Source organism: Anaeromyxobacter paludicola (genome assembly GCF_023169965.1).
Classification (GTDB): domain Bacteria; phylum Myxococcota; class Myxococcia; order Myxococcales; family Anaeromyxobacteraceae; genus Anaeromyxobacter_B; species Anaeromyxobacter_B paludicola.
Genome location: NZ_AP025592.1, coordinates 3,020,725 through 3,040,016, shown reverse-complemented (window position 1 = coordinate 3,040,016; position 19,292 = coordinate 3,020,725). Strand labels below are relative to the sequence as shown.

Here is a 19,292-nt window from a genome sequence, read left to right as displayed (position 1 = left end):
AGGGCGGGGGAGGGGCGGCCTGCGGCCCCCCGCGCCGCGGTTGCCGCGCGCCCCCGGACGTGCCATCCAGACCGCATGCGCGTCGTCGTCCAGCGGGTGACCCGGGCGGAAGTGCGGGTGGCGGGCGAGGTGGTGGGCCGGATCGAGCGGGGGCTGCTGGTGCTCCTCGGCGTCGCCGCCGGCGACCTCGAGGAGGACGCGCGCTTCGTCGCCGACAAGCTCGCCGCGCTGCGGATCTTCGAGGACGAGGCCGGCAAGATGAACCGCTCGGTGGCCGACGTGGGCGGCGGGCTGCTGGTGGTCTCGCAGTTCACCCTGCTCGGCGACGCGCGCAAGGGGAACCGCCCCGGCTTCAGCGACGCCGCGCAGCCCGAGGCGGCGAACGGGCTCTACGAGCGGGTCTGCGCCCTCCTGCGCGAGAAGGGGCTGCCGGTCGCGCAGGGCGTCTTCCGCGCCGAGATGCAGGTGGAGCTCGTGAACGACGGCCCGGTCACGATCCTGCTCGACTCGGGCAAGCTGTTCTAGGCCGGCCCCGCCCGCGCCGGGGCGCCGCCGATGCGCCCCGCCGGCGCGCCGGCGCCGCGTTATGCTCCGCCGCATGTCCGACTGTCTCTTCTGCAAGATCGCGGCGAAGCAGCTCCCGGCGAAGCTGGTCCACGAGGACCCCGACACGGTCGCCTTCGAGGACATCAACCCGCAGGCGCCCACGCACGTGGTCGTGGTCCCGCGCAAGCACGTCGCGACCCTCAACGACCTCGCGCCCGAGGACGAGGCCGTCGTGGGAAAGCTCCACCGGGTGGCGGCGAAGATCGCGAAGGAGCGCGGCCTCGCCGAGCGCGGCTGGCGGGCGGTGATGAACTGCAACCGCGACGCCGGCCAGACGGTGTTCCACCTCCACCTGCACCTGCTCGGCGGGCGCGCGTTCGGTTGGCCTCCTGGTTAGAAAGGGGGCTGCGCGCCTCGCTCCGCTCGTCGCTTGCACGCTATCCGGCGGGGAGGGGCGCTGCCCCGGCCGGTGAAACGGGGCTGCGCCCCGCCCCGCCAGGCAAAGCCCGGCGGGGCCCCACCCTGCTGCGCCGGAGCCGAGCGCGCTGCGCGCCTCGCTCCGCTCGTCGCTTGCACGCTATCCGGCGGGGCCCCTCCCTGACTCGTGCTGCCGCCCTCCCGCGTGGACCCGGTTCGCGCGCGCCGGTATACTGCCCGACCCCCATGCGCGGAATCCGCGGCGCCACGCAGATCGCGTCCAACACCGTCGAGGCCATCTACGACGGCGTGGTCGAGCTCTGCCGCGCGCTCAACGAGGAGAACGGGCTCTCCCAGGACGAGATCGTCTGGGCGATCTTCACCGTGACCCACGACCTCGACGCCGACTTCCCCGCCCGGGCCGCCCGCGAGGCGGGCGGCTGGTCCCGGGTGCCCATGATCTGCTCGCAGGAGATCCCGGTACCGGGCTCGCTGCCGCGCGTGGTGCGGGTGCTGCTGCACGTCGAGGGCGGCAGCGGCGCCGGCGTCCGCCACGTGTACCTGGGCGGCGCGCGGGCGCTCCGGCCCGACCTCTTCACCGGCCCCGCCGGAGCCCCGGCGTGACCGGGCCCTTCCCGCGCTCGCTCGGCGTCGTCGGGCTGGGGCTCATGGGCGGGTGCCTCGCCCGCGGCCTCAAGGCCGCCGCGCCCGGCGCGCGGGTGGTCGCGGTCGAGCCCGACGGGTCCGTCCGCGCCCGGGCCCTCGCCGAGGGCGTCGCCGACCTGGCGCTCGCCGAGGCCGGCCCGGCGCTCGCCGAGTGCGATCTGGTCGCGCTCTGCACCCCCATCGCCGCCATCGAGGGGCTGCTCGGCCCGGTGTCGCGCCTCCTCCCCGACGGCGCGGTGCTCACCGACGTGGGCGGCGCCAAGGAGCGGGTGCTGGCGGCGGCGCGGCGCGAGGTCCGGCCGGGCGTGGAGTTCGTGGGCGGCCACCCGATGTTCGGCGGCCGCGGCGGCTTCGACAGCTCCCGCGCCGACCGCTGGCAGGGCGGCACGGTGGCGCTCTGCACCGACGACGCCTCCCCGGAGGCGCTCGGCCGCGTCGAGGCCCTCCACCGCGGCCTCGGGGCGGAGGTGCTCCGCTGCACCGCCACCGAGCACGACGCCGCGGTGGCGATGGTCTCGCACCTGCCGTACCTGGTCGCCTGCGCGCTCACGCTCGCGGTCAAGGAGGCGGGGCCGCTCGCCGCCGCGCTCGCCGGCCCCGGCCTCGACGGGATGACCCGCCTCGCCGGCTTCGCCTTCGACATCCAGGGCGAGGTGGCCCGCCGCAACGCCCACCTGCCCGAGACGGCCCGCCGCCTCCAGGAGCGGCTCGCCCGCATCCTCGCCGACATCGCCACCTCGCCCGACGGCGCCCGCGCCGCGCTCGAGGAGGCCCGCGCCTTCCGGGAGGAGCTGTTCTGATGGTGCGGGGAAACTGCATTGAGCCCCGGGATGGGGGGTTCGGGGGGAGAGTCTCTCCCCCTGATAGAGGCGCCGGAAGGCGCCGGATCTCGATTCATGGCGGCGGTGCTGACGCCGGGAAGATCGAGTGAACGGGGTGCCGCCATGAAAACGCCGCTCGTCTGCCGCCGCAAGGGACCGCTCCGCGGCAGCTTCGCCGTGCCGGGCGACAAGTCGATCTCGCACCGCGCCCTCCTCTTCGGCGCCCTCGCCACCTCGCCCTCGCGGGTGACCGGGCTGCTCGAGGCGGAGGACGTCCACTCCACCTGGAAGGCGGTCGAGGCGCTCGGGGCGCGGGTGTCGCGCGACGGCGCGGCGGTCGTGGTGGAGCCCCCCGCCGCGCTCGTCGAGCCGGCCGACGTGATCGACTGCGGCAACTCCGGCACCAGCCTCCGCCTCCTCTGCGGCGTGCTCGCCGCCGTCCCCGGCCTCTCGGTCCTCACCGGCGACGCCTCCCTGCGGCGCCGCCCGGTGCGGCGCGTGCTCGACCCGCTCCGGCGCATGGGGGCCGACCTCTCCGCCCGCGACGGCGACCGGCTCCCGCCGGTGGTGGTGAAGGGCGCCCGGCTCCGGGGCGCCACCCACGTGCTCCCGGTCGCGAGCGCGCAGGTGAAGAGCGCGCTCCTCCTCGCCGGCCTCTTCGCCGAGGGCGAGACGGTGGTCGAGGAGCCGGCCCCGTCGCGCGACCACACCGAGCGGATGCTGGCCGGCCGCGGCGTCGCGCTCCGCGCCGACGGCCCCCGCGTCGCGGTGCGCCCCGGCCGCCCCGCGGGCGGCGAGGTGGACGTCCCCGGCGACATCTCCTCCGCCGCCTTCTTCCTCTGCGCCGCCGCCGGCCTCGAGGGCTCGCGCGTCACCGCGCTCGGCATGGGCGTGAACCCCACCCGCACCGGGCTCCTCGACGTGCTGCGGGCCATGGGCGCCAGGGTGACCCTCGCGAACGGGCGCGAGAGCGCCGGCGAGCCCCGCGCCGACGTGACCGTGGAGGGGGGCGCCCTCGCGGGGACGGAGATCGCGGGCCCGCTCGTGCCCCGGCTCATCGACGAGCTGCCGGTGCTGATGGTCCTCGCCACCCAGGCCCGCGGCCGGACGGTGATCCGGGACGCGAAGGAGCTCCGGGTGAAGGAGTCGGACCGGCTCGCCACCATGGGCGAGCTGCTCCACCGGGCCGGCGCGCGGATCGAGCTCTTCGACGACGGCTGCGCCATCGAGGGGCCGACGCCGCTCTCCGGGGTGGCGGTGGAGACCAAGCTCGACCACCGGATCGCGATGAGCATGGCGGTGGCCCAGCTCTTCACCCGCGGCGAGGCGGTGGCGCTCGACGACGTCGGCTGCGTGCGCACCAGCTTCCCCGGCTTCTTCGAGCTGCTCGACCGGCTGTGCGGAGGCGAAAGGTGATCTCCGGCCGCACCACCCTCTACGGCGTCGTCGGCTGGCCGGTGGCCCACAGCCGCTCGCCCGCCATGCAGAACGCCGCCTTCGCCGCGCTCGGCCTCGACGCCGCCTACGTGGCGCTCCCGGCCGAGCCGGCCCGGATCGAGGAGGCGCTGCGCGGCGCCTTCGCGCTCGGGTTCCAGGGGCTCAACGTCACCGTGCCGCACAAGCAGGACGCCCTCGCCGCCGCCGCCTCGGCCGACGAGGTGGCGCGCGCGGTCGGCGCCGCCAACACCCTGAAGCGCGGCCCGTCCGGCTGGGAGGCCGCCAACACCGACGCCCCCGCCTGCGTGTCGCTCCTCGCCGGCGCCGGCGTGAAGCCGGGACAGCGGGCGCTCCTCCTCGGGGCCGGCGGCGCGGCCCGGGCGGCGCTCTGGGCGCTGCGGCAGCTCGGGCTCGAGGTCGCGGTGGCGGCGCGCCGCGAGGAGAAGGCGCGCGAGCTCGCGGCGGTGCCGCCCGCGCCTGCCGCGGGAGCCGGCACGGGAGGGGGCGCGCCGGTGAGCGTCCTGCCCTGGGCCGAGGCCCGCCACGACTCGGAGAGCTTCGACGCCGTCGTGAACGGCACCTCCATCGGCCTGCACGAGAAGACCACCTGCCCGGTGCCGCTGCGCTCCGGCCAGGTGGTGCTCGACTTCGTCTACGGCGACACGCCCTTCGCCCGCGCGGCGCGGGACGCGGGCGCCGCCTTCGTGAGCGGCGAGGAGGTGCTGCTCCGGCAGGGCGCCCTCGCCCTCGAGATCTGGACCGGCCGCCCCGCGCCCGAAGCGGCGATGCGGGCGGCGCTGAACGGAGCCCCCTAGATGCCCCTGCGCTACCTCACCGCCGGCGAGTCCCACGGCCCCGCCCTCTGCGCCATCGCCGAGGGCTTCCCGGCCGGCCTCGCGGTGGACTTCGACGCCGTGAACCGCGACCTGCGCCGCCGCCAGAAGGGCTACGGCCGCGGCGGCCGCATGAAGATCGAGACCGACGAGGCCCAGTTCCTCTCCGGGATCCGCGGCGCCGTCACCACCGGCTCGCCCATCGCGCTGCTGGTCTGGAACAAGGACCACGAGAACTGGAAGGAGCTCGTCTCCCCCTACGCCCGCGGCGGGCGCAAGTTCACGCAGGTGCGCCCGGGCCACGCCGACCTCGCCGGCGTGCAGAAGTACGGGCTCGACGACGCCCGCGACGTGCTCGAGCGCGCCAGCGCCCGCGGCACCGCCACCGTGGTCGCGCTCGGCGCGCTGGCGCGCCAGCTCCTGGCCCGCTTCGGCGTCACCGTGAGCTCGCGGGTGGTGGCCATCGGCGAGGAGCTGCGCCGCAGCGGCGTCCCGCCCACCGCCGCGCAGCGCGCCGCCATCGAGGCCTCCGACGTCCACACCGACGACGAGGCGGCGGCGGCGCTCTGGCGCGGCATCATCGACCGCGAGAAGGCCCGCGGCTCCGCCATCGGCGGCGCCTTCGAGGTCTACGCCGAGGGGCTGCCGGCGGGGCTCGGCAGCTACGTCCACCCGGACCGGCGGCTCGACGGCCGGCTCGCCGGCGCGCTCTGCGCCATCCAGGCCATCCGCGCCGCCGAGATCGGCGAGGGCACGCGGGTGGACCTCCCCGGCGACCGCTTCCAGGACCCGATCCGCTACGGCGCCGAGCAGGGCTTCTACCGCGAGACCAACCGGGCCGGCGGGCTCGAGGGCGGCGTCACCAACGGCGCCCCGGTGGTGGTCCGCGGCTTCATGAAGCCCATCCCGACCATGATGACCCCGCTCCCCTCGGTGGACATCGCCACCCGCGAGCCGGTCTCCGCGAAGTACGAGCGGAGCGACGTCTGCGCGGTGCCGGCGGCGGCGGTGGTGGGCGAGGCGGTGGTGGCCTGGGTGCTCGCCGACGCGCTGCTCGAGAAGTTCGGCGGCGACACCGTGGGCGACGTGGCGGCCGCGCTCGAGGCCTATGCCGCTCGGCTCCGCTGAGACGCTGGCCCTCGCCGGGATGATGGGCGCCGGCAAGTCCACCGTGGGGCGGGAGCTCGCGCGCCTCCTCGGGCGCCGCTTCGTCTGCACCGACGCGGTGATCGAGGCCCGGGCCGGCAAGCCCATCGCCCGCATCTTCGCCGAGGACGGCGAGCCCGCCTTCCGCGCCCTCGAGCGCCAGGTGGTGGCCTCGCTCGCGGGCCCGCTGGTGGTGGACCTCGGCGGCGGCGCCTTCTGCGCGCAGGCCTCGGCCGAGCACCTCCTCCGGCGCGGCCGCGTGGTCTTCCTCGATGTCTCGGCGGCCGAGGCCGCCCGGCGCATCGGCGCCACCGGCCACCGGCCGCTCGCGGCGAGCTGGGAGCCGCTCCTGCGCCGCCGCTTGCCGCTCTACCGCCGCGCCCACCTCACCGTCGCGGTGGACGGAAAGGCGCCCGAGGCGGTCGCCCGGCGTATCCTGGGGCTCCTGTGACGAGCAAAGGCGGTCGACCGTGAGCATCGAGATCCTGGAAGCGCGCCAGGAAGGGCGCGAGTACCCGGTCTGCGTGGGCAAGGGCGCGGCCGCCGCCGCCGCCGAGCTCGCCTCCGAGCGCGACGCGGTGGCGCTCGTCACCGCCGCGCCGGTGCGGGCGACGCCGCTCGTCGAGCGGCTCGAGCGGCAGCTCGCGCGGACCGGCCGGCTGGCGCTCGTCCACGTGCTCCCCGACGGCGAGAAGGGCAAGCGGCTCGCCGAGATCGAGCGGGCCGCCCAGAAGCTCCTGCGCGCCGGCCTCACCCGCCGCTCGCTGGTGATCGCCGCCGGCGGCGGGGCCGTGACCGACGCCGCCGGCTTCCTCGCCGCCACCTTCATGCGCGGGGTGGACTGGCTCGCGGTCCCCACCACGCTCCTCGGGATGGTGGACGCCGCCCTCGGCGGCAAGACGGCGGTGAACCTGCCCGCGGCGAAGAACATCGTCGGCGCCTTCCACCCGCCCATGGCGGTGCTGATGGACCCGGCGGGGCTCGCCACGCTCCCCTTCCGCGAGCTGCGCAGCGGCTTCGGCGAGGTGCTCAAGTACGCGGCCCTCCGGCCCTCGCTCCTCCCGGCGGCCGCCCGCGCCGCCGCCCGCGGCAAGGCCGACGCCGGCCTGGTCGCCGAGTGCGCCCGCATCAAGCTCGAGGTGGTGGCGCGCGATCCCTTCGAGCGCGGCGAGCGGAAGCTCCTCAACCTCGGCCACACCTTCGGCCACGGCGTCGAGGCGGCCGGCGGCTTCCGGCGCTACACCCACGGCGAGGCGGTCGCGGTCGGGCTCGCCTTCGCCTTCCGGCTGGCGGCGCGCATGGGCCGGGTCGGCGCCGAGCAGGCCTTCGCCCTCGACGAGGCGCTCGCCGGCGCGGGGCTGCCGGTGCGCGTGCCCTCGGCGGTGGCGCGCAAGGCGGCGGCGCTCATGGCGACCGACAAGAAGCGGACCGCCGCCGGCCTGCGCTGGGTGCTGCCGCAGGCGGTGGGCGAGTCCTGGGGCGTGGAGTGGGACGTCGAGGCCGACCCGGCGGCGCTCCGGGCGGCGCTCGCCGACATCGCGGAGGGGACATGATCCTGCTCGTCAACGGACCGAACCTGAACCTGCTCGGCGAGCGCGAGCCGGAGGTCTACGGCGCGACCACCCTCGCCGACGTGGAGCGGATGGTGCGCGAGGCCTGCGCGCCCGCCGGCGTGGAGGTGAAGGCGTTCCAGTCGAACCACGAGGGCGCGCTCATCGACTTCCTGCACGAGCACCGGAAGATCGCGAAGGGGCTCGTCCTCAACCCCGGCGCCTTCACGCACACCAGCTACGCCCTCCACGACGCCCTCAGGGCGCTCGCCTTCCCCAAGGTGGAGGTGCACATCTCCAACGTCCACGCCCGCGAGGCGTGGCGGCGCGAGAGCGTGCTCGCCCCGGCCATGGACGGGCAGATCGTCGGGCTCGGCGTGCAGGGCTACCTGCTCGCGGCCCGCTGGCTGCTCGGCCGGATCGCCGGCGCGTAGTGCCCCGGGTCGCCGTCCTCCTCCCGGCCCGCGACGCCGCGCGCACGGTGCGCGCCGCGGCCGCCTCCATCCTGCGCCAGACCTTCCGCGACCTCGCGCTCGTGGCCGTGGACGACGGCTCGCGCGACGGGACGGCGGAGGCGCTCGAGCGGGTCGCCGGGCGCGACCGCCGGCTGAAGCTGCTCCGCGGGCCGGGGGAGGGGATCGCCGGCGCGCTCAACCGGGCCCTCGCGGCCGCGGACGCCGAGGTGATCGCGCGGATGGACGCCGACGACGTGGCCCACCCGGCGCGGCTCGCGCGGCAGCTGGCGGCGCTGGCGGAGGACCCCGGGCTCGCCGCCGCCGGGAGCCGGGTGCGCCTCTTCCCGCGCCGCGACGTCCGGCCCGGGATGGCGCGCTACGCGGCGTGGCTGAACGGGCTCACCTCGCCCGCGCTCTGCGCGCGCGACCTCTTCGTCGAGGCGCCGCTCGTCCACCCGGCGGCGGCGATCCGGGCGACCGCGCTCCGCGCCGCCGGCGGCTGGCGCGAGGGCGACTTCCCCGAGGACTACGACCTCTGGCTCCGCCTCGCCGCCGCCGGCGGCCGGCTCACCAACCTCCCGGCCACGCTCCTCGACTGGCGGGAGTCGGCGGGGCGGCTCACGCGGACCGACCCGCGCTACGCCCTCCCGCGCCACCTCGCGCTCAAGGCGCACCACCTCGCGGCGGGCCCGCTCGCCGGCCGCGCCGAGGTGGCGATCTGGGGCGCCGGCGAGACCGGGCGCGCCTTCGCCCGCGCCCTCGCGCCGCACGGCATCCGGCCGGCGCTCTTCCTCGAGGTGGACCGGAAGAAGCTGGGCCGGCGGGTCGCCGGCGCCGAGGTGGTCGGCTACGAGGAGGCCGCGCGCGCCCGCGGCCTGCCGCTCCTCGTCGCGGTCGGCGCGCCCGGCGCGCGGCCGCTCATCCGCGCCGAGCTCGCGAAGCAGGGCTTCGTGGAGGTGCGCGACTTCCGGTGCGTGGCGTAGCGGGGGCGAGGCGCGCCCACCCGCGCCCACCCGCCGGTGCCTGCAAGCTCACGCACGGTGAATCGCAAAGGTGACGCGCGGCGGCCGGTCACCCGCAGTTGCATCGGGCGGGCCTTGTCCAGGGGGGCGCGCTCAGCGCGCCGGGAGCGCCAGCCCGAGCGCCGTCGCCAGCCCGGCGAGGTCGTCCGGCACCGGCGCCTCGAACGCCATCGGCGCGCCGCCGGCGGGGTGGGGCAGCTCGAGCCGCCTCGCGTGCAGCATCACCCGCGGCACGCGCAGCTCGCCCACCCGGCGCGGCCCGCCGTAGCGCGGATCCCCGAGGAGCGAGGCGCCGAGGTGCGCGAGGTGGACGCGGATCTGGTGCGTGCGCCCGGTCTCCGGCCGCGCCTCCACGAGCGCCTCGCCGCCCGGGCCGACCGCGAGCGTGCGGTAGCGGGTGGCGGCCGGCTCGCCGCGCGGATCGACCTTCCGCATCCCCTTGCGCAGCGGGTCGGGGCCGAGCGGGGCGTCGATCCGCCCCTCCGGCGGCGAGGGCGCCCTGGCGCAGAGGGCGAGGTAGGTCTTCTCCGGGACGCCGGTCCGGAACTGCTCGGCGAGCGCCCGCGCCGCTTCGGCGGTCCGCGCGAACGCGGTCACGCCCGAGGTCTCGCGGTCGAGCCGGTGCACCAGCGTCACCGGCGCGCCGAGGAGCGCGGCGGCGAGCTCGGGGAGCGCGCCCCGGTCGGTGGTGAGGGTGGGCTGCGCCGGCACGCCGGCAGGCTTGTCCACGACGCACAGGTCGGCGTCGGCGAAGAGGAGGCGCGCCGGGGCGAGCGGCGCGGGCGCCCCGGCGGCGCGGCCGCCCTCCTCGAGGTGGACCGTGACCGCCTGCCCCGCCCAGATCTGCCGCGAGGCGACCTTGCAGCGCTTCCCCTCGAGGAAGACGCCGCCGGCCTCGAGCGCGCGCCGGGCGAGGCCGCGCGAGATGCCGCCGCGGGCGGCGATGAACCGGTCGAGCCGCTCGCCGTCGTCGGCGCGGGTGGCGCGCAGCTCGAGGGACCTCACGCGGTCAGGCCGCCTTGCCGTCCTTGGCCGGGCAGCTCGCGCAGGCCTGGCTCTTGGGCGAGGCGCTGGCGCACGGGGAGGCGCTCCCCTTCTTGTAGTCGGTGATGTAGAAGCCCGAGCCCTTGAAGGCGAAGGAGCTGGCGCTCATCGCCTTGGTGACCTTCGACCCGCACACGTCGTGCTTCTTGAGCGGGGCGGCCGACATCTTCTGCAGGACCTCGAAGCGCCCGCACTTGGGGCAGTCGTACTCGTAGATGGGCATGGTGGTGAGACTCTCCGGTTGTCGAACCTAAGGCCCGCTGGCACGCTGTCAAGCGGGCGTCCGCGAGGGCGGCCGCGGGCGAAGCAGACCCGGCGGCGCGGTCCCCTGGGGCCGTCGAGGCTGGCATACCACCGCGGGCGCCGCGGGAAAAGGGCACGAGGAGCGAACGGGAATGGAGGAGCGGCTCGAGCCGGTGCAGGTGGCGGCGGAGGTGGACGCGCTCGCGGCGGCGCTCGACGAGGCGCGCCACCGGCACGTGGCCGGCATCGACCTCGAGCCCGACCTCTCGGGCGCCTTCGCGCGCCGCCCCGCGGCCGCGCACCGCGAGACGGTGCGCCGGCTGCGCGAGGCCGGCGAGGGCGCGCTCGCCGCGCGGGTGGCCACCCTCCGCGCCGAGCGGGCCGCCGCCGGGCGGGAGGAGCGCTGGCGGGCCGCCGAGGCGCGCGCCACCGGTCTCGGGCCGGACGGCCCGATCGGGCTCGCCGACGCGTCGCTGCGGCTCCTCGCCGAGCCCGACCGCGAGCGCCGCCGCTGGCTCGGTCGCGCCCTCGCCGAGGCCTGCGAGGCCGCCGCCCCCGACCGCGAGGCCTGGGTGGAGGAGCGGGCTCGGGCGCGCGCCGAGGTCGGCCTCGCGCCCGACTGGGACGCCGTGGTGGGGGGCGACGAGCTGCTCGCCGCCACCGACGACGCCTGGGCCGACGTGCTCGGCTGGCTCGCCCGGCGCGAGCTGGGGCTCTCGCCGCGCCCGCAGGGCGACCTCGCCCGGGCCGACCTCCTGCACCTGCTCGCGCTGCGTCCGCTCGAGGGCGCCTTCCGGCCCGGGATGCTGGCCCGCGAGCTCGAGGGGCTCGCCTCGCCGCTCGGGCTGCCGCTCGCCCGGATCCGGGTGGACGCCGAGCCGCGCCCGGCCAAGTGGCCCGGCGCCCACGCGCACGGGGCGCGCGTCTCCTTCCGGCCGCGCGGAGGGGCCGGCGACTGGCAGGACCTGTTCCTCGCCGCGGGCGCCGCCCTCGCCGCCGCGGGGCCGCTCCCGCCGCACCGGCGGCCGCTGCCGTTCCCGGCCCAGCTCGGGTCGCTCCTCGCGGGCCTGCTCCTCGAGCCGGCCGTCCTCGAGAAGCGGCTCGGGGTGGAGCGGGGGCGCCTGCGCGACGCCCAGCGGCTGCTCGCGCTCCGGCAGCTCTTCCAGCTCCGCTGCGCCGCCGCCGCGCTGCGCTTGGCCGCCGAGGCCGACCGGGGCTGCTCCGGGGCCGCCCTGCGCGAGGCGCACCGCGACGCCTTCGCCCGCGCCACGCTGGCCGACTGGCCGGACGTCCTCGCCGCCCGCGACGGCGGCGCCGAACGGCACGCCGCCCGGCTCGCCGGGGCCGCGCGCGCCGAGGCGCTGCGGCGCGAGTGGCTCGAGCGCTACGACGAGGACTGGTGGCGCAACCCGCGCGCCGCCGAGGGCGCGGCCGGGCTGCTCGTCTCGGGCGGCGAGCGGGGCGCTCGGCGCCACCCGCACGCCGCCGAGGGCGCGGCCGAGCTGCTCGTCTCGGGCGGCGAGCGGGGCGCTCGGCGCCACCCGCGCGCCGCCGAGGGCGCGGCCGAGCTGTTCGTCTCGGGCGGCGAGCGGGGCGGGGAGGAGCCTCCGGCGGCGCTCGGCGCGGCCCGCCTCCTCGCGCTGCTCGGGTAGCCGTCGCGCGCGAGCAGGACCTCGCGCGGGCGAACGGCCGGCGGCGGCGCCCCCTCCCGGGCGCCGCCGCCGTCTCGTCCTAGCCGTGCTGCGAGGGGCTGCTGCAGCCGCAGTAGCTCTGCTGGTCGAAGTAGCCGCTGGAGGGGACGGAGTTGATGTAGAGCCGCTTGCCGCTCACCGACTGGTCGTACGGGTAGACGTGGTCGCTGAACCCGGTGCCGCTGCCGTTGTTGAGCATGCCGACGCTCGAGGAGCCGTGCGGGATGGCGTTGTGGCAGTCGAAGCAGATCTTCCCGGCGTGGTCGCCGATCCGGTGCTCCGGGAAGCGGCTCTTGGTGGTGCCGGAGGTGGGGAAGGTCGCGTCGTGGCAGTTGGCGCAGAAGGTCCCGGCCGGCATGCCCGAGCTCGAGTTCTTCACGTTCTCGTCCCAGATCCGGTTCGGCCCCTTGAGCATGAACTTGTAGGAGGAGCCGTGCGGGCCGCCCGCGTCGTTCGGGGTGTCGGCCTCGTGGCAGTCGCTGCAGGTCATGGTGCTCGTCATGGTCCAGGGCGAGAGGATGTTCTGCGTCACCGGCCAGTACTTGCCCGCCACGCTGGGATCGCCGATGGAGCCCGTGCCGTAGCCGGTCTGGGTGGTGCGCGACTGGAACACCGGGTGGTAGCCCTTGTTGGCCGGGTTGAACTCCTGCAGCTGGTCGGTGTGGGCCATCTGGATGGCGTACGGCTGCGCGCTCACGGTGGTCCCGGCGTAGGCCCGGTCGATGGTGAGCTGGGTGTTGCTCTGGACGCTCACGATCTTGTACCAGGTGCCGTCGGCGGCGTTCTGGATCAGGGCGCCCACGTAGCGGCCGGGGTTGGCGGTGGGCAGCCAGCCGGAGGTGGTGCTGGTGGAGCCGTACGTGTAGGTGGTGGTGGTGTTCTGGCCGGTCACCGTGGTGCTCCCGTTGGTGAACGAGGCCGTGCCCATGTAGTAGCTGAAGCCGGACCGCGACACCGGCGGCGTGGCGCTCCCCCACCAGTAGCTGGAGTGGCACTTCATGCAGAGGTACGCCTCGAGGTCCGAGTTGTAGGCGAGCTTCTTCTTGGTGACGTCGAGGTCGCTCGCGGCCTTGGCGCCGGCGGCGATGCGAGCCCAGTTCGGCACCACGCCCCAGGCGCCGTCCACCGCCGGGCCGGCCTTGTTGGTCATCTGCTCGATGCGGTAGGGGACGCCGGAGTAGGCCGTGCTGGGGGCCGCGGTGAGCGTGAGGGAGGTCGGGCTCGCCACCGAGGCGATGGTGTACCAGGTGGCGGTGCGGCCGGTGTCGAAGGTGGTCGAGCCGAACTTGATGCGACCGCCGACGTAGAAGGAGGTCCAGCGGGTGTCCACCCCGGTCACCGCGGTGCTGCCCGCCGCCACCGAGACCGTGCCGCTGATGTACGAGTGGCCGCCGCGCTTGGCGAGGTGGGTGACGTGGCAGTCGAGGCAGCTCGCGTGGCGCGTGCCCGGCCCGTTGCCGAGCTCGTTGCCCCAGGCGGCGGCGTTGTACTCGGCGTCGCCGAGCTGGTGCTGCGTGTCGGTCGCGACCGGGTGGGCGTAGAACTTGTTGGTGGGCGAGGCGAGGTCGTTCGAGCGGTTCACGCCGATGACGCCGTTGCCGTGGCAGTTGAAGCAGAGGAAGACGGCCTGGCCGTCGGTGCCCGGCTTGAGCGAGCCGGCGAGGAGCTTCGGGTAGTCGGAGTAGTGGACCGCGCCGAAGGGGTAGGTGTCGTCGGTGGGCTGCTTGTCCGCCCGATCCGAGTGGCACTTGGTGCAGTTGCGGCGGAAGCGCGAGCCGTCGCGCATGGTGTAGCCCCAGGTGCCCCAGACCACGTCCGAGTCGAAGTCGTGCGCCGTGCCGCCGAAGGTGTCCTTCGAGATGGTGTAGCCGCCGGAGTTGATGGGCTGCTGGTGGCACCCGGCGCAGAGCCCGCCGCCGGTCTTGGTGGCGTCGAAGTCGCTGTCGGAGACGTTGCCGGTCACGATCTCGCCGTCGCTGCCGCGCGTCACCGCCCGGCTGGTGCCGGTGGTGGGGTCGCCGTAGACGCCGAAGGCGTGGGTCCAGCCGCCCGGCTCGTTGTGCCGCTTGTCCGGGTGGCACATGTTGAGGCAGGAGCGCACCGACGGGTCGTTGGCGGTCTTGAGCGGCCCGGTGGTCCAGGAGATGTTGTTGTCCACCGGCGAGGTGTTCGTGCCGGGCACGTTGCCGATGGGGTGGCGCGAGACCTTCGCCACGGTGCCGCTCATGCGCTCCCAGATCTTCTGGTGGCACTGGTCGCAGGAGTCGCCGCCGCGGCTCTCCGGGCTGAAGCCGTTCTTGTGCTTGTGGCAGTTGAAGCAGGACGTCGTCCCGGCCTTCTGGGAGTAGTGGCTGTCGGAGTTGCCGGTGTTGCGCCAGCGCGGCACCGTCGAGTCCCACGGGTTCGAGGTGCGGGTGTGGCAGGTCTGGCAGGGGCCGGTCCCGTCGGAGTTGATGAAGGAGGCGTTCGGATCGCTGCCGCTCACCCCGGAGTCGCCGCTGGTCTTCTTGAAGTTGACCGTCCGCGGGGCCTGCACGCCGTTCACCGCCGGGGGCGTGATCTGGCCCTTCACGAGGTAGGTGTTCTTGCTGCCGTGCGGCGCGTGGCAGTCGCGGCAGCCGATGGCGAAGGAGCCGTACTTGCGGCTCGTGGTCTCGGAGGAGTGGGAGCGCAGGTTGTGGCAGTCGGTGCAGAGCTGCTCGGAGTTGTCGCGGACGAGGAGGTTGCCGTCCCCGGCGTTCCCGGCCTTCACCACGAAGTTGACCGCGCGCGCCTGCACCACGCCGTCGCTGGTCCGGGCGCAGGCCCGCAGGATGTAGCTGCCCTGGGGGAGCGTGGAGACCTGCGCCTCGAAGATCCCGGCGCGCTGCCCGAGCTGGTAGTTGCCGCTCTGGGTGAGGGTCTTGGCCGTGCCGGTGCAGTCCGGGGCGGAGCCGTTGGTCGAGTAGGTGTACGAGAGCAGGTCGGCCACGCCGTTGGCGGTCGGGCTCCAGACGTGGACCTGGAGCCGGAACCCGCCGCTCAGCACCTTGTTGTCGGACGGGTTCACGATCGACACCTGCGGCAGGAGCGAGTACCCGGTGGTGCTGCCCTCGGCGATGGCGCCGGCGACGATGGCGAAGGCGTTCCCGGTCACGGTCGAGCCGGCGGTCGCGGCGGGGGCCGCGAGCGTGACGTCGGCGGGCGCCACCCGGAGCTGGAACTGCGCGCCGATGGTCGCGGCGCGCGCCGCGGCCACCGTCACCCGCAGGGTCAGGGTGCTGCCCGCCGGGACGGTGGTCGAGAGCCCGGACAGCACGTAGCGGGCGGCGCTGGCGTTCCAGGTGGCCACGCCGAGGACCGCGCCGGTGGTGTCGTTCGCGATCACCACGCTCGCGATGTCGGTGTCGGCCGCCGCGGGAGAGGTCGCCGCCGCGTTGGCGACGGCGATCTGCCCGAGCGTCACGCTGCCGCTCGCGCCGGCAGTGAGCTTGACGTAGCCGGCGATGACCGGCGCGCCGCCGCGGGTGATCGACCCCGTGGGCTGGGTCGTGACGGTCGCGACGGTGCCGGTCGGCAGGGTCACCGAGGGGCCGCCGTACACGTCGGCGCCCAGCGACCAGTTGGCGCAGGAGTCCCGGGTGAACGCCCGGTAGTAGTAGGTGGTGCCGTTCACGAGGCCGGTGTCGGTGCAGGTCGCGATGTTCCCGGTGCAGGCCACGGCGACGTTGGTCGCGAGGGCGTCGCCGGGGTTGTAGGTGGCGGTGCCCTCGGCCGGCGCCCCGCGCGTGATCGGCGCGGTGCTGCGCGCCAGCAGGGTGTACCCGCCGGTGCTGGTCCAGCTCACGGTCATCTGGCCGGAGCCGGGGCTGGACGCGGTGAGGCCGGTCACCGCGGCGGGCGACGAGTTGTCGAGGCTGAGGGTCGCCTCGGCGGTGTCGGTGACGAGGAGGTTCGTCGAGAGCGCCTTGGTCGCCCCGACCACGCGGGCCGTGAGCGCGTAGGTGGCGCCCGGGACCTCGGGGAGCAGCGTGTGCGGCTGCGGCGTGAGCTGGATCCGGTACTGCCCCGCGGCGGCCGGCGACACCGGCACCGGGAGCGAGAGGCCGGTGAAGGTCCAGTCGTCGCCGGCGGACGGGCGCGTCCCGGTGGCGAGGACGACGTTGTTCGCGTCGGTGAGGGTGACGGCCGCCACCTGCGGGGAGGTGCCCGCCGCGAGCCGCACGGTGAGCCCGGTGACGGTGTCGGCCGCGCCGCTGCTCGCCTGCAGGCTGAAGGCGTCGGCGAAGGTCATGGCGCTGCCGGGGCAGAGCGGGGAGACGCTCGCGGCCGCGGGGGCGCCGTCGGCGAGGGTGGTGGTCGCGCCGGGCGCGACCGGCCCGGCCACGTTGCTCGCGGCCGAGTAGTTGCCGTACAGGTCCACCGCGAAGGCCTGGTAGTACCAGGCGCCGCTCGCCTGCGTGTCGGTGCAGGTCGCGCCGGGCTTCGCCACCACGCAGGCCACCGTGCCGTTGCCGATGGCGTTGCCCACGGCGTAGGTGGTCCCGTCCACCGGCGCGCCGGTGAAGGTGGCCGAGGTGCCGCGGACCACCACCACCTGGCTGAGGTCCACGTTGAGCGGGTTGGTCCAGCCCAGGCTCTCCTGGCTGGCGCCCGCCTGGGCGACGAGGCCGCTCGGCGGCGACGGCGGCAGGTTGTCGATCACGATGCGGGCGCTGTCCGCGTCGGTGATGGTGGCCGGGAGCGCGCTCATGGCGCCGTAGACGACGCCGCGGACGGTCCAGTTCTTCACGCTCGGCAGGGCGGTCTGGCTCTTGGGCGTGACCCGCACCCGGTACTCGGTCGGCGTGGTGGTGGCGAAGATGGCCGGGTTGAGCGCGACGTCGAACGTGTCCACCCCCGGGTTCGAGACCGAGCCGTAGACGGTGGCGCCCGTCGAGTCGGTCACCTCGACCAGGCTCACCGCCTCGGCCGTGCCGGCGTCGAAGGCGAGGGTGACGGTGAAGATCGACGGGCTGGTGTTGGAGGTGGTCGAGACGAGGAAGCCGTCGAGCACGATGGCGCCGCTGCCGGGGGCCACGACGAGGCCGTTGTTCGCCTCCTTGGTGGCGACGTCGGCGATGGTGACGGTGCCCGAGGTGCCCTCGTCCACCACCAGCGTGCCCGAGGCGTCGCCGGTCGCGCGCGAGTCGCCCACGTAGACGGTGACCGAGTCGCCGCCGCTGTTGGTGACCAGGGCCACCTGCATGGCGAGGTTGGTGCCGGCCGGGGCCACGCCCGAGATCCGGGAGAGGTCGGGGGTGATGACGCCGGCCCCGTTGACCGGCACCTCGGTGTAGCCCCACGGGTAGAGGTAGCCGCCCGACGCGTAGCCGAGCGTGATCCGAACGGTGACCGGCAGGCTGACGCTCTTGTTGAGCGCGATCCGGGTGCCGGTGCTCTTGCCGGTGACGAGGGTGTCCGCCGCGTAGGCCGCGTCGCTGATGGCGAGCAGCAGCTCGAACGGACCGCTCTGGGACGTCGAGACGTACGTGCCGGTGTTGCAGGCGAAGGTGCTGCTGGTGTTCATCGAGGTGACGCGCCGCTGGACGACGTTCGAGGCGGCGCTGCACCCCCAGGAGTTGTACCAGGCCCCGTAGCTCACCGTGTAGCCGCCGAAGGTGCCGGTGTTGTCGTTGGGCTGCCAGCGGTAGGTCTTGGTCTGGGCGCCGGCCGGCCCGGCCCACAGGACGAGCGCGCCCAGGGCGACGAGCAGTGTGCGGCGGAGTAGGTGGAGCGCGGAACGCCGCGCATCGTCGCCCCCCGAGGCGCACGACTCGAATCGGTACATGCCGGCACGGAGTGCAAGTCACATTCCGGTTGCTCCCTCCATGGAGGGAGCACCGCGCGGTCGGGCGCCGGACGGGGTCGAAAGCTTACCGGTCCGGTTGGGACTGCGTTTTTTGAGTATGCAGAAACTGCGCACCCGTGAGGCACCCACATGGGGTGACCCTTTGATCGGGCATATGCCCCACCCATTGGGTGAAAACACCGGATCTCGCTCGACAAGCCGATCCCGGGGCGCACCTGCGCCTACGCGCAGCGTGGACCCAGGGCCACGAAACTGGGGTCACGACGACCCGGCCGTTCAGGAATCGGCGCCGGCGCGGTAGACGGGGACCACGTAGGGCCCCTCTGGGATCACCGCGACGTGCCGGTCGCCGCTCCGCGCCACGCTCCGCCGCACCGCCTCCTCGACGGAGGCGACGACCTCCACGCCGGTGAGCGCCTGGTCCTTCGCGGAGAGCCGCGGCGCGTAGAGGAGAACGCGCGCGCCGCGCATCGGCTTGAGCTGCATCTGCGTCTGCCACTCGTCCACGTCGGCGAACGGCTTCCCGGAGATGGCGCGCAGGAAGCCGTCGGCGCCCAGCTCCACGAGCCGCCGCTGCGCGTCCACGTACTCGCGCGAGCCCATCCCCTCCGAGCACTCCGAGGCGATGACGAGGTCGGCGCCGGGCGCGAGGATGTCCATCGGCGCCACCATCCCCTTCACCGTCTGGTAGTAGGTCTTGTCGAGCGGGTAGCCGGCCGCGCTGGTGACGACGGTCTGGAAGCGCCGCCCCACCGGCACCACCGCGTAGCGCTCGACGAAGGCGACCGCCCGGGCGTGGCTCGCGGCGAGCTCCCCGTAGCTCACGAAGGAGAGGCGCCGCGCCTCGTCGAGGACGGCGTTCACGGCGAGCACCCGCCCCAGCATCCCGGCGATGGCGAGCTGCTCCGAGTGGAGCGGATTCCCGTCGAGGACGCAGTTCTCCGCCCGGGGGTGGGACATGAAGCGGAAGTTGTGGAAGGTGGTGATGGTGTCCCGGTGCGCCACGCCCGGCGCGATCACCTTGCGGCCGCCCGAGTAGCCCGCCATGAAGTGCGGCTCCACGAGCCCGGTCACGAGCTTGAGGTCGGCCTCGGCGAAGCGCCGGTCGAGCTTCACCGGCGTGCCCGCGGCGGTGCGCCCCAGGTCCACGTGCGCCGCGTCGTCGCGCGCGTCGTGGTTCTCGACGCGGAAGGTCCGCAGCACCCAGGGATCGCCGATGAGCTCCTCGAGCTCCTGGCCGAGGTTGGGCCGGTGGAGGCCGGTCGCGACCAGCACGCGGACGTCCTCCGGCGCGAGCCCGGCCGCGAGCAGCGCGCGGAGCGCGGCCGGGAGGATGAGCCGGTTCGGCACCGGGCGGGTGATGTCGCAGACGAGGACGCAGGCCGAGCGGGCGCCGCGCGCCTCCTCCTCGAGCGGCCGCGCCTCCACCGGCGCGCGGAGCGCCTCGGCCACCGCGCCCTCGGGGTCGGGCAGCACCGGCATCTCCGGCTTGCGGAGGACCGTCGCCTCCACGCCCTCCGGCAGCCGGACCGGCAAGGTGCCGCGGCCGTAGCTCAGCTCGACGTCCATGGGAGGCCCCCTTCCTGGAGCC

At 75.3% G+C, this 19,292-nt stretch carries 16 protein-coding genes; 12 read left to right on the top strand and 4 right to left on the bottom strand.

The window, feature by feature from the left end; genetic code table 11:
* Positions 1 to 75: 75 nt before the first annotated feature.
* The 11 genes from dtd (at position 76) to AMPC_RS13625 (ending at position 8,854) form a co-directional block, all read left to right on the top strand.
* Positions 76 to 525, top strand: a complete 450-nt coding sequence (gene dtd / locus AMPC_RS13675; protein ID WP_248341835.1) for a D-aminoacyl-tRNA deacylase — start codon at positions 76 to 78, stop codon at positions 523 to 525.
* A gap of 73 nt (positions 526 to 598) precedes the next feature.
* Complete coding sequence (locus AMPC_RS13670) at positions 599 to 943, top strand: histidine triad nucleotide-binding protein (protein WP_248341834.1); 345 nt, start codon at positions 599 to 601, stop codon at positions 941 to 943.
* A 266-nt stretch (positions 944 to 1,209) separates the two neighbouring features.
* Positions 1,210 to 1,587, top strand: a complete 378-nt coding sequence (gene aroH, locus AMPC_RS13665; RefSeq protein WP_248341833.1) for a chorismate mutase — start codon at positions 1,210 to 1,212, stop codon at positions 1,585 to 1,587.
* On the top strand, positions 1,584 to 2,429 hold the full coding sequence (locus AMPC_RS13660; protein WP_248341832.1) for a prephenate dehydrogenase: 846 nt from the start codon (positions 1,584 to 1,586) through the stop codon (positions 2,427 to 2,429). The genes aroH and AMPC_RS13660 overlap by 4 nt, the downstream gene beginning before the upstream one ends.
* 144 nt (positions 2,430 to 2,573) lie before the next feature.
* On the top strand, positions 2,574 to 3,866 hold the full coding sequence (gene aroA, locus AMPC_RS13655) for a 3-phosphoshikimate 1-carboxyvinyltransferase (protein WP_248341831.1): 1,293 nt from the start codon (positions 2,574 to 2,576) through the stop codon (positions 3,864 to 3,866).
* Positions 3,863 to 4,702, top strand: a complete 840-nt coding sequence (locus tag AMPC_RS13650) for a shikimate dehydrogenase family protein (RefSeq protein WP_248341830.1) — start codon at positions 3,863 to 3,865, stop codon at positions 4,700 to 4,702. The genes aroA and AMPC_RS13650 overlap by 4 nt, the downstream gene beginning before the upstream one ends.
* Complete coding sequence (aroC, locus tag AMPC_RS13645) at positions 4,703 to 5,848, top strand: chorismate synthase (RefSeq protein ID WP_248341829.1); 1,146 nt, start codon at positions 4,703 to 4,705, stop codon at positions 5,846 to 5,848.
* The gene (locus tag AMPC_RS13640; RefSeq protein ID WP_248341828.1) at positions 5,829 to 6,317 is read left to right on the top strand and encodes a shikimate kinase; all 489 of its coding nucleotides are present in this window, start codon (positions 5,829 to 5,831) and stop codon (positions 6,315 to 6,317) included. Before aroC ends, AMPC_RS13640 begins: the two co-directional genes overlap by 20 nt.
* A 19-nt stretch (positions 6,318 to 6,336) precedes the next feature.
* Positions 6,337 to 7,419 (top strand): 3-dehydroquinate synthase, encoded by a 1,083-nt coding sequence (locus tag AMPC_RS13635; RefSeq protein ID WP_248341827.1) that lies wholly within the window; start codon positions 6,337 to 6,339, stop codon positions 7,417 to 7,419.
* A complete protein-coding gene (aroQ, locus tag AMPC_RS13630) occupies positions 7,416 to 7,850 on the top strand; it encodes a type II 3-dehydroquinate dehydratase (RefSeq protein WP_248341826.1) in 435 nt (144 codons plus the stop codon). The genes AMPC_RS13635 and aroQ overlap by 4 nt, the downstream gene beginning before the upstream one ends.
* Positions 7,850 to 8,854, top strand: a complete 1,005-nt coding sequence (locus AMPC_RS13625; protein WP_248341825.1) for a glycosyltransferase — start codon at positions 7,850 to 7,852, stop codon at positions 8,852 to 8,854. The genes aroQ and AMPC_RS13625 overlap by 1 nt, the downstream gene beginning before the upstream one ends.
* 132 nt (positions 8,855 to 8,986) lie before the next feature.
* Here AMPC_RS13625 and AMPC_RS13620 read toward each other — a convergent pair whose 3' ends face one another.
* Both AMPC_RS13620 and AMPC_RS13615 read right to left on the bottom strand, forming a co-directional pair.
* Positions 8,987 to 9,898 (bottom strand): RluA family pseudouridine synthase, encoded by a 912-nt coding sequence (locus AMPC_RS13620; protein ID WP_248341824.1) that lies wholly within the window; start codon positions 9,896 to 9,898, stop codon positions 8,987 to 8,989.
* Between the two features lie 4 nt (positions 9,899 to 9,902).
* Entirely contained in the window at positions 9,903 to 10,160 is a 258-nt protein-coding gene (locus AMPC_RS13615; protein ID WP_248341823.1) for an FmdB family zinc ribbon protein, read from the bottom strand.
* A 172-nt stretch (positions 10,161 to 10,332) separates the two neighbouring features.
* On the opposite strand from AMPC_RS13615, the gene AMPC_RS13610 reads away from it, so the two are divergent.
* A complete protein-coding gene (locus tag AMPC_RS13610; RefSeq protein ID WP_248346419.1) occupies positions 10,333 to 11,832 on the top strand; it encodes a hypothetical protein in 1,500 nt (499 codons plus the stop codon).
* 79 nt (positions 11,833 to 11,911) lie between these two features.
* Here AMPC_RS13610 and AMPC_RS13605 read toward each other — a convergent pair whose 3' ends face one another.
* Both AMPC_RS13605 and larA read right to left on the bottom strand, forming a co-directional pair.
* Positions 11,912 to 17,680 (bottom strand): NapC/NirT family cytochrome c, encoded by a 5,769-nt coding sequence (locus tag AMPC_RS13605; RefSeq protein ID WP_248341822.1) that lies wholly within the window; start codon positions 17,678 to 17,680, stop codon positions 11,912 to 11,914.
* A gap of 297 nt (positions 17,681 to 17,977) precedes the next feature.
* Positions 17,978 to 19,270, bottom strand: a complete 1,293-nt coding sequence (larA, locus tag AMPC_RS13600) for a nickel-dependent lactate racemase (RefSeq protein ID WP_248341821.1) — start codon at positions 19,268 to 19,270, stop codon at positions 17,978 to 17,980.
* Positions 19,271 to 19,292: the final 22 nt, after the last annotated feature.